Origin of the sequence: Nostoc sp. 2RC (assembly GCF_014222165.1) — a bacterium.
Taxonomy (GTDB): domain Bacteria; phylum Cyanobacteriota; class Cyanobacteriia; order Cyanobacteriales; family Nostocaceae; genus Nostoc; species Nostoc linckia.
In genome coordinates this window covers 1-10,376 of record NZ_JACKZU010000292.1, presented here as the reverse complement: position 1 = coordinate 10,376, position 10,376 = coordinate 1, and the positions used below count along the sequence as shown (strand labels likewise).

General features: G+C 37.5%; 8 protein-coding genes. 3 read left to right on the top strand and 5 right to left on the bottom strand.

The annotated features are described in order from the left end of the window. Positions 1–201 precede the first annotated feature (201 nt). The 3 genes from GNE10_RS25590 to GNE10_RS25580 all read left to right on the top strand — a co-directional run bounded on the left by GNE10_RS25590 (position 202) and on the right by GNE10_RS25580 (position 2,800). Positions 202–579, top strand: a complete 378-nt coding sequence (locus tag GNE10_RS25590) for a type II toxin-antitoxin system HicB family antitoxin (protein WP_099072601.1) — start codon at positions 202–204, stop codon at positions 577–579. Continuing rightward, on the top strand, positions 576–1,001 hold the full coding sequence (locus tag GNE10_RS25585) for a type II toxin-antitoxin system VapC family toxin (RefSeq protein WP_185567844.1): 426 nt from the start codon (positions 576–578) through the stop codon (positions 999–1,001). The genes GNE10_RS25590 and GNE10_RS25585 overlap by 4 nt, the downstream gene beginning before the upstream one ends. 71 nt (positions 1,002–1,072) lie before the next feature. After that, the gene (locus tag GNE10_RS25580) at positions 1,073–2,800 is read left to right on the top strand and encodes an asparagine synthetase B (protein WP_185567840.1); all 1,728 of its coding nucleotides are present in this window, start codon (positions 1,073–1,075) and stop codon (positions 2,798–2,800) included. Between the two features lie 23 nt (positions 2,801–2,823). On the opposite strand, the gene GNE10_RS25575 is transcribed toward GNE10_RS25580, so the two are convergent. The 5 genes from GNE10_RS25575 to GNE10_RS25555 all read right to left on the bottom strand — a co-directional run bounded on the left by GNE10_RS25575 (position 2,824) and on the right by GNE10_RS25555 (position 9,520). Next, positions 2,824–4,260 (bottom strand): hypothetical protein, encoded by a 1,437-nt coding sequence (locus GNE10_RS25575; protein WP_185567837.1) that lies wholly within the window; start codon positions 4,258–4,260, stop codon positions 2,824–2,826. A 124-nt stretch (positions 4,261–4,384) separates the two neighbouring features. Further along, the gene (locus tag GNE10_RS25570; RefSeq protein ID WP_185567834.1) at positions 4,385–5,686 is read right to left on the bottom strand and encodes a hypothetical protein; all 1,302 of its coding nucleotides are present in this window, start codon (positions 5,684–5,686) and stop codon (positions 4,385–4,387) included. Positions 5,687–5,773: 87 nt separating this feature from the next. Next, positions 5,774–7,102 carry a decarboxylase gene (locus GNE10_RS25565; protein WP_185567832.1) on the bottom strand — a complete coding sequence of 443 codons (1,329 nt, stop codon included), beginning with the start codon at positions 7,100–7,102 and terminating at the stop codon, positions 5,774–5,776. Beyond that, positions 7,090–8,889 (bottom strand): asparagine synthetase B, encoded by a 1,800-nt coding sequence (locus tag GNE10_RS25560; RefSeq protein ID WP_185567847.1) that lies wholly within the window; start codon positions 8,887–8,889, stop codon positions 7,090–7,092. Before GNE10_RS25560 ends, GNE10_RS25565 begins: the two co-directional genes overlap by 13 nt. A 7-nt stretch (positions 8,890–8,896) precedes the next feature. Further along, complete coding sequence (locus tag GNE10_RS25555; RefSeq protein WP_185567830.1) at positions 8,897–9,520, bottom strand: DUF3859 domain-containing protein; 624 nt, start codon at positions 9,518–9,520, stop codon at positions 8,897–8,899. Between the last annotated feature and the right edge of the window lie 856 nt (positions 9,521–10,376).

Below are 10,376 nucleotides of genomic sequence, written 5' to 3'. Positions count from 1 at the left end.
ATTTGTCCTTGAAAGCGCGGGCGTAGGCAATACGGTTCGGGGAAAGGGGAAAGGGGAAGGGGGAAAGGTTTCAAATATATCCTTTATCCCTTAACCTTTTCCCAGACCACAAGGGAAGTTCATACTGCTTATCTGAACCGTATTGATTCATAACCAATGACTAATGACCAATGACTAATGACTAATGACTAGAGGTATTTTATGACTAGTAATTTGCTGAAAAATACAGTTGATTCATCATCAAAATTGAACTATTCAGTATTAGTTGAAGCAAAAGAAAACGGATATCAAGCAACAGTTTGGGGTTTACCAGATTGTCAGGTATTTAGTGCAACGCGGGAAGAAGCTCTAAAAAATTTACACGAACTTGTGAATTCTCGCTTTCAAAATGTCGAAATAGTAACTCAAGAAATAGAAGCGGCAAAATCAGAACATCCTTGGATGAAATTTGCTGGTAAGTATAAAGATGACCCACAATTCGATGATATGCTGGCGGATATTGAAGCATATCGGCAGGAACTGGATGCAGAAATGGAAGAGTATTATCGCCAATTAGATCTGGAGGAAGAAATTAAGTGAATTTTTGGATACTGGATACAGATACTTTTTCACTTTTTCAAAGGGCGCATTTATTAGTAGTTCAACGTGTAAATACAATCCCTACAGAACAATTAGCTACCACAATTGTTACCTTTGAAGAACAAATGTATGGAAGGATGAATCGGATTAGAAGAGCCGATTCACAAGAATCATTAGTATTTGCGTACATGCAATTAAATGAAACTTTGAAAGATTTTAAAACTATTAACGTACTCGATTACAATCAAGAAGCTGCTAATTGCTATACAGAACTGCGACGACAAAAAATTCGTATTGGAACTCAAGATTTACGAATAGCGTCAATTGCAATTACCAATAACGGGATTTTGGTAACGCGGAATCAACGTGATTTTTGCCGCGTAGCTGAATTAAAGTTTGAAGATTGGACGCTGGAAAATTAGGGCATTGTCTATTATTCTGCTGTATAAAATACTTAATTTAATGCGGTAGTTATCGCACGTTAATTATTAATATGCTATTCAATATTTTCAAAAATTTTCAATCGAATATTTCACCGATTGATGTTTCTTCTAGCTGGTATGTAGTTTGGGGAAAATTAAATAGTCTCACAGCAGATGTAGTTTGGCGAGATGACAAATTTGCTGTGATTTCTGCGCTGAGTAGTGAACAATTTGCACTCAGTTCTACAGAACAATTTGTAGTAGTCGGTGATGTATGGTTAACTAATCGGCTGGAGTTGCTGCAAAAATTGAAAGTTGATGCAAATAATTTTTCTGAAAACAATTGTCAATTGATTGCTGAACTTTGGGAAAAGTTTGGTTGTGAATGTCTGAAATTGTTGGAGGGGATGTTTGGGTTAGTCATTTGGGATCGCCATCAGCAAGTATTATGGTTGGGACGCGATCGCATTGGTAGCCGGACTCTGTATTACACTACTACTGGTGGAATTCGCGCCATTGCGCCAAAAATGCGAGCGATCGCATCTTATCATTCAAAGGATGTGGATTTGGTGGCGTTGCGGGATTATCTCTGTTGCGCCTTCGTACCGGGAGAACGCACACTTTGGGAACAGGTGCGAGAAGTGCGTCCGGGAACTGTTATGGAAATGTCTGCAAACAAAGTTTATAGTTACTGGGAATTGCAACAGCAAATTACAGGGGAGGATGAATCTTTAGTATGGCATGGCCATCGCTTGCGTTGTCTTTTAAATCAAGTTGTTCAAGAATATTTACCGCAAAATGCACCTGTTGGTGTTTTCCTTTCTGGTGGTTTGGACTCTAGCAGTATCACAGCTTTAGCAGCAAAGTTTCATCATCACCCAGTACATACTTATTCGATTCATTTTGGTACTGAATGTCCCAATGAATTGGAGTTTTCTAGTTTGGTGGCTGAACATTGTCAAACTCAACACCACATTCTGGAAATTACTTTTAAAGATATGTGGGAATGCTTACCCCAAACAATGGCGTATCTTGACGATCCTATAGGCGATCCGCTGACTGTACCAAATTTTCTTTTAGGAAAAATGGCGCGGGAAAATGTGCAAGTTATCCTCAATGGTGAAGGTGGCGATCCTTGTTTTGGCGGCCCGAAAAATCAGCCGATGTTGATGAATATTTTATATGGTTCAATTAATAATCAAGATTCATTACAAGCATATCTGATTGCGTTTCAAAAGTGTGCCTTAGACTTGCCACAACTTTTGAAATCAGATGTTTGGACAGCAGTGAAAACAGAAGCATCTGTATTTTTGTCTGATTTAAATTCCGATGTGAATTACTTAAATAAGTTAATGGCTTTAAATATTAAGTTTAAGGGAGCCGACCATATTTTAACAAAGGTGAATAACTTAACTCAAGCAGCAAATTTACATGGGCGATCGCCACTTTTTGACCAGCGAGTTGTTGACTTGAGTATGCAGATTCCTCCAAAGTATAAACTTTCAGGGGTAGAAGAAAAAGCAGTACTCAAACAAGCGGTTGCTGATGTTTTACCAGAGGCGATTATTCATCGTCCCAAAAGTGGCATGATGGTACCCGTACAGATGGGATTTCGCAAGTATTGGCAACGAGAAGCGAGAAAGTTATTGTTAGATAATAAAAGTGCGATCGCACCTTATTTTAATCAATTATTAATACGAGATTGGCTAGACTATAAAGGCGATATTTGGGGACGCTACGGCGTTAAACTGTGGTTATTGGTAAGTTTAGAAATTTGGTTACAGGTAAATAAAAAGTAGTAGTAAAGTTGATACTGATGGCGCTAACCAAAACTTTCAATACTGTTATAGAATGTACTACTTCCGTCATTTATACTAATCAAGTTGTCATCATTAATATCTAAATTTTGATTTGCAGCAATGCTACGGTTTACGATTTGAATTAATTTTTGTGGCTGCAAGGATTCTAATTCAACAAAATTACCATCCATTAACCATTTGAGTTCTTCATACCTCAGACTTTGTTGAATTTGTGTAGATAATTGTTGAGCTTGTGATGCTGATTCTTCGGTTCTTTTAATCCATATTTTCTGGCTTTTGAGTACTTGACGTGGCAATATCCCAAGGTCAATAATTTTTACATCACTATTTTTAAACCATTCATCATGAGAACGTAGATAATGCACTAAGCTAACTCCTCCAGGACTACAATTATGTAATGCATAAACTTTCAAATCAGGATTGCGGCGGAGCATTTGCATAGTAATTTCAAAGATACTTTCGGGATATTTGGTGATACTGAATATGGCACAATTTGTTTCAAAATGAAAATTATTAGCAATGAGGAATTGAGCAATAATATCACTATCACACACTAACAATCTATCAAAACTATAAGCAGTAATATCATTATTTATATTGACATTTTTTATATTTGTTTTATAAACATCAGAAAGTAATTTTTTAATCGAACCATTGGTTTTTTGCCAGGGATTCATCAATTCATAAATTGATTGATTATTAAACCATCCAGGATTATATATTTTCTGAGTAACTTTGATTACAGCCCGATTTCCTTTTATTAAATCGCCTAAATAAATGGAAATATTTGATATATATCTGCCCAAATATATTGCGATTATTCCTAATAAAACATAAGACCAATTATTAGAAAAATAAAAAAATTGGCTCAAGATGATGCCTATAATTAATATTAATACATCTTTGAGTAATTGGCTAAAGATATTTGTATCTGGTTGAAGGCGCTGAGACCTCATTTCATCAGAGGATGATGAATTAGCAGCATCTTGAATTTTGAAGAAACAAGCTAAAAAAGAAGTAAGCAAAAATAAGAAAAATTTGACACTGAAGGGAGTAATTTCAATATTTAGTTTGACTAAAGTTAGATGAGCATAAATATTCAAAACAGTATAAAGTAAAAACACTAATACACTGATACCAAAGCAGAGATTAAAATTGATGCGATGAATGTTGATTTGTTTTGACTCTATGATGCTTGGTTTTGTATTTGGTGTGAATTTTCTATCGATAAAATATTTGAATTGACCGACAGTAAAGTATAAAGTATTGTTAGCAGAAATTTGAGCGATCGCATTTGCAAAAAATTGATCTGTTAAATTTTTATGGCTAGTATGACTAGTGGGTTCAAATACAAATCGATGACTACAATTTTTACATTTACCCGAATTTAATTTTCGCTCTCTAAGTTTATTATCAATTCCACATTTAATGCATTTCATGTTAATTATTTAGCTAGATTGCTGGAAGTTTTGATAAAGGTATGCAGAGGTTTGTCTCAGAATAATTAGTTGGGCATTTGTAAACAATTATGATGATGACGAAGAATAAAATTTGAGTTTTATATTAGCCAAAACTTTGAACTACGTAGATATCATTTCCTGTCTCGCCAGTTAAAAATAAACCGCTGTCAGAACTTTCAATATTTTGGTTATCAGCAATACGTTTTTGCAAAATTTGAATTAGCCTTTGGGAAGTAAAAGATTCTAATTCGACAAATTTGCCTGACTCTAAAAATTCTATTTCCTCAGGAGATAAAATTTGACGGATTTCTGTAGTTAATTTTTTGGCGGCTTGTGCTGATTCTGAAGAAGTTTGAATAAACATTCCACGTTTAGCAGCAATAATTTGACGTGGTGTTAGTCCAATATCAATAATTATAATGTCGCTATCTTGAAACCATCTAGGACTAGTGCGTAAATGGTGAACTAAACCGATTCCTTGGGGACTGCAATCATGAAGTGCATAAACTTTCAAATCGGGATTTCGGCGTAGCATTTGCATCATAGTTTCAAAAATACCTTGAGGATAACCAGTGATGCTCAGAATTGCACAGTTGTTTTCAAAATGGAAATTATTAGCGATTAATAGTTGAGCAATTGTGGCGCGATCGCAAACGATTAATCTATCAAAACTGTATGCAGTAACATCTGGATTAAATGTAGTCAGGGTATTGTCTTCTCGTGGTGAAGGAAGAATTTTAACAATTAAACCATTGATTTGTCGCCAGCGTTCGATCCAATTTTCAAACTCGTTTTGAGAAAATAAAAATTCCTGGGTTGATAGTCCAGAATTTTGTAGCTGTTGAGTTCCCAAATATATCGATACCATTCCCAAAACGACGCTCAAAGTAAAAGCATAAAAAGAATTGATAATCAATATGCTACCATAAATTCCTCCCCCTAAAATGATGATTCCAACAATTTGTAATGCTCTAGCATTTGCTCTGCGACTTTTAGCATTAAGTTGATGAGAATCACTATTTTGAAAAATATTCCAAATATAAATAGCGTTAAAAATAAATAATAACAAGGCGATAATATCTTGATTGCCAGCAGTTATCTGAGCCGACCAAAAAGCTATAAGTATGCTGAATATTAAATAACCGATCAATAAGCTGAACACAGAGGAAAATGACTTACTGACAATCCGCATATTTAAAAAATAAAATAATTGTTTAGGTGTAAAGAATAAAGTGTTATTAGCCGAAATATCAGATAAAGTTTTGGCAAATAACGGGTCAGTAATTTTGACTTTATTCATACTCATCGGTTCAAAAGCAAACGGATGATTGCATTTTACACAGCGACCTTGATTAGCTGTCCGGTCTTTTAATTTATTATCAGTTCCACATTTAATACACTTCATAATTTTGATTGAATATTAGTAGTGAATCTTGATATCATGTCCGGTTAATCACTAGCCTTAATAAACAGGTTTTTACCAGACATAATATTAGTTATTCAACACCTGATTTGCCAGCAGAACATTGTAATCTTCCCGTTGACGAATTAGGCGATGTCTGCCATTTTCTAACAAAACTTCCGCCGGTTTAGGACGGTGTAAAAAGTGAGATGACATAGCATAGCCATAGGCTCCCACATCTAAAATGGCAATAGCATCACCAATTTTTAATGCTGGGAGTTGGCAATTTTTTCCGAGATAATCTCTTGAGTAAGTTGTGTTACCGCAAACATCAGTTGTGAATAGAGAGTGGGGAGTGGGGACTTCATCAACCAAGGATTTTGTTTTTCCTTGTCCTCTTTCCCAAGTGATGATTTTTCGATGTCCACCGTGTACTGGAGGTACTGAAAGATTAGCAACGGTGGTGTCAACTCCGAGAATTTGTTTGTCTTTTTGCCATTTTACAGAAACAACTTCAGCAAGCAAAGTTGCACATCCCGCGATCGCAGCTCGTCCCGGTTCAATTACCAAATCAATTTTCTTTGGTAAACAGGTAAGTTTCTTGCTTAACTCAGCACCAAATTTTTCCCAATCAAACCCCACTGCGTTGTGCTGATAGGGATAGCCAAAGCCACCACCAAAATTCAAATATTCCCAATCTGGTAATAGTTGTGCTGTAGCTATTAATTTATCGATTACCTCGGTGAAAGCTGCTGTCGCATTGGTTCCCGTCCCCCGATAGAAATGTAAACCACTCAGCTTTAGTCCAACTTCATTAGTTAAAGCAATGGCTTGAGCAAATTCTTCAGGACAAACGCCAATGCGGCTATCTCCGGTAATTTCCGGTAAATTAACGCGTAAACCCAAGCGGGGTGGGGAGATGGGGGGATTATTTTGGTTTAGTGTGCTTTTGCTAACTTTATTTGTCAAGATTTGGCAACACAACTGTAATTGATCCAAGCTATCTAAATTGAGAGTTGTGACTCCCCAATTCAGGACTTGTGTCATCTCTGCGTGGTTTAGATTGCTACCACTGTAAACAATCTCACTGGGATTAAAACCTGCTTGCAAACCTAGATAAATATCTCCTGGTGTATTGGCGTGGAGTCCCCAGCCAGCGGAGCGAAAAATTTTTAACAGCGCAATGTTACCATTAGTGACGCTGGCAAAGCGAAATTGTGTACGAGGATAACTGACTGCCTGAGTAATATATTCAATAGTTTGGCATAAGCGATCGCCATCATAAACATAAAGTGGAGAACCGTAGTGATTCAGTAACTCTTGAGCAAGTTCTTGAGTGAATGGGGGACATGGGGACATGGGGACATGGGGAGAATGACTCTTAACTCCTAACTCGTGACTTTTATCTAAGCTTGCCATCGCTTATAATTCCTCCACAACCAAGGGGGTAACCAAAATGGATGATTCCATGATTGTTTGCTGAAGTTTTCATTTAAGAACTGCCATCGCCAAAGTTGCCACATAATTAATAACCAGAGAATTTCACCAATTCGCCTACCTTGAATAGCACCTCCTAATTTACCTTCTACTATTTGGGCGGCGATGTGGGGATAAAAATGATTGTTAGCATTGAGTGTTTCTGGATTGAGCCACACACCAATTTGATGCCACAAATCATTAAAACACCAAGAAGTTAAGGGAACTCCCATACCACGTTTTTGTCGCCAAACAATTTCAGGGGGTAGCCAATTTTCCACAGCACGTTTGAGGATATATTTTTCACAAGCTCCTTGTAAGCAAAGTTCTCCAGATAAACGAAATGTCCATTGTGCTAAATCTAGGTTACAAAAAGGCGATCGCACCCACAATCCATGAGCCAATCCCAAAGCACTAGCACGAGGATGGATATTCTGCGCTCCTTTGAGCATTAAACTGGCACGCCGGAGACGATGCAGCAAAGCTGGACATTCAGTAGCATCGAGAGCCGCTAACAACCAATCTTCAGGATGCAAATTCTCGATTTCGCCATATATTTCTGGTTGATAAACTTGAGATTCATAGCCCCAAAGACGATGAAAAGTCCGGAGATATTGCTGGATAAAAGTTTCCTCGCCGGCGGGATTTGCTGACTGATAAATTCCTGCGGCAATTAAAGGTTTATTCGTCCAACCTGCAAATAATTGATCTCCACCTTCCCCATTAAAAGTTATCTGAGTTTCTTCTCTCGCTCTTTGAAATAGCAGGTACAACGGAACACACACCCCATCACCAAAAGGCAAATCCAATGCTTTCACCGTAGGAATTAAAGCATTTTTAATATGATTTGGCTGTGCTGCTACTTTTACTAAAGGAATTTTGAGAAATTGGGCGACTTGTTCGGCATAGGGATATTCTGGAATTCCTACGTTACCAAAATCCAAAGTGTAAGCGCAAACTTTTACCCCTGCTTGCACCAGTAACGCTGCCACCACAGAAGAATCAAGTCCGCCAGAGAGAAACACCCCCACAGGCTCATGGCTAAAATCGGCAATTTGTTCTGCAATGGAATTTTTCAGCAGGATTTGTAATTCTCGAATTGCTGTAGTTTCATCTGTTAACTGTTCTGGGGCTTGTCGCCAAGAATTAATATTTCGAGATTCGGGTGTTTGCAGATTATTTAAATTGCCATCGTGCCAAATCAATTCAGTGCCCGCCGGAACTGCAAAAACTCCAGTCACAGGAGTTAAAGGTGTGGGAACATAGGAAAAACAACTATAACCATATAAACCAGGAATACTCACATCTGGTTCTTGCAAAATTGGTAACAAAAGTTTTAATTGAGTTGCAAACCAAATTACTTGTCTTTGGACAGTCCAATACAAAGGCATTTTTCCGAAAGGTTCTCTACCCAAAATTAGGCAATTACTTTTTTCTAGACTTACCCAAGCATCTGGCGCACTGAATATTCCTGAGGCCGAAACACCAGCAATTTGATTTTTTAACGGTGAATAATTTTTATCCCGTCCTATATAAATAACATTGCAAACAGGAAGCAGATGATTTTCTGGTGTATCTGTAAAAACCACATCTAACTCTGCTTGTGAAGGGAAAAAAGTCTCTCCCCTCCTAGAGGAGAGGTTTTGCAAAACATCACTTAACAGCGCTTCCAACCGATGTTGAGCGCCGTAACCCCAATATCCAAGAAAATGATGTGGGATGTTGTCCATCATTGGACTAGTTCACTTGAAAAGTTTCATTGCTAATTTGACGCCCTTCCAAGAACATTTGCACCTGCCATTTGCCAACAGTTGCAGCTGAAGTAATCGTGTGGCGACATTGAGTATTCCAAACTGAGGTATTAATTTCGCGGGTTTGATAGTTGTTTTGCTTGACAATTTTACCGTTTGGATCTAACCAATTACACGAAAGAGTTAGTTTTTTACCCAAAGGTGCATCCTTCAAGGTGACACGATAAAAAACTTCTGCATTAGTTTGGCGAGAAATTGTGTTTAAATTACCGCTATTATTTTGTGCTAAAGTGATGCGGTCTTGTTGAGCATAAACACGAGCAAGTGCAGAATTTTGTTGTTGGATGACAAATATTGTAGATGCACTCACCACTGCTAATAATGCCACCACACCAGAGGTAATCCATCGATTTTGACGTTGTTGCACTGAAAGGGCTTGACGACGATGCAACTGAACTATAGCTTCATCTAGTAACTCAGGCGGTAAGTTCATCTCCTGTAAAATTTCTTTAACTTGTTGCTGGTCTAATTCTGCTTCTCGACGCGTTTGCAGACTTTCAACTTCAGTGACTATTTGTGCTAATTCCTCTTGAGTCAGTCGCTGCGTCATAGCTTAACTCCTGTTTAAAAAAAGTTGTGCAATACGAAGAGTGTTTGGGAGAAGATGCCCTACTGAATTAGGGAAGTCTTAACCGGGAACAGCGATGAAAAACTTGAGTTTTGGGTCTGAGGTACAGTTTAAAAAAGATGTTTTTACCAGACGCAAAGCACGATTTTAAACGGTGTCCTTGTCACAACCCCACACTATGACGCGTGGGTTTCCCTGTTAAGACTTGCCTCTAAATATATTCCGATGGTTCGCATCATAAACTACAAGTTTGGCTAATTACTTTTCGGAAAAATCCGAAAAATCTTGTCAAATTGGCAAACCAGTAACTAGATTTTTGATGTTTGAGGATTAGCCGATTCCAGCTAGTTTGTGATGGCGATCGCTGTTCTGATTATAATTAAATGTTTTACTTGATGCTCAAGTGCTATGGCCACTAACAGCGAAAACAACATCCAACGCAGCTGTTATCATTAAACCCAGTGCTGAGTTAAGTGAGTCGGCGTAAATAATTGTAGTTACGAATAGGCAGGTAGCAGTGAGCAAAAAGTACGAGGGAAAAGAATTTGAGCCTTGTTTACTTTTATTTACACAGTTTAATTTTATTGTGCCGACTTACTTACCTTAGGAGAAACTAATTCACTCGTTTTCAAAACCCTTAATGTCCTGATTATTTGTTGATTTTTTAACATAATTGAAAATTTTTGATAATTTTGTTTTTAAAATGTATCCAAAATATTAGATAAATTATTAAAAATTTAAATTTATTTCTGAACACCAATAGCTAGTTACTTTTTGCTACATTTCATTGGGCATGGGGCAAGCAGGAAGTGTGGGAGGGGTGGGAGGTGTGGGAGGA

What these genes read in the sequence shown, in the direction of transcription:
- GNE10_RS25590 (WP_099072601.1), top strand. Translation starts at nt 202, where the DNA reads ATGACTAGTAATTTGCTGAAAAATACAGTTGATTCATCATCAAAATTG.
- GNE10_RS25580 (WP_185567840.1), top strand. Translation starts at nt 1,073, where the DNA reads ATGCTATTCAATATTTTCAAAAATTTTCAATCGAATATTTCACCGATT.
- GNE10_RS25575 (WP_185567837.1), bottom strand. Translation starts at nt 4,260, where the DNA reads ATGAAATGCATTAAATGTGGAATTGATAATAAACTTAGAGAGCGAAAA.
- GNE10_RS25570 (WP_185567834.1), bottom strand. Translation starts at nt 5,686, where the DNA reads ATGAAGTGTATTAAATGTGGAACTGATAATAAATTAAAAGACCGGACA.
- GNE10_RS25565 (WP_185567832.1), bottom strand. Translation starts at nt 7,102, where the DNA reads ATGGCAAGCTTAGATAAAAGTCACGAGTTAGGAGTTAAGAGTCATTCT.
- GNE10_RS25560 (WP_185567847.1), bottom strand. Translation starts at nt 8,889, where the DNA reads ATGGACAACATCCCACATCATTTTCTTGGATATTGGGGTTACGGCGCT.
- GNE10_RS25555 (WP_185567830.1), bottom strand. Translation starts at nt 9,520, where the DNA reads ATGACGCAGCGACTGACTCAAGAGGAATTAGCACAAATAGTCACTGAA.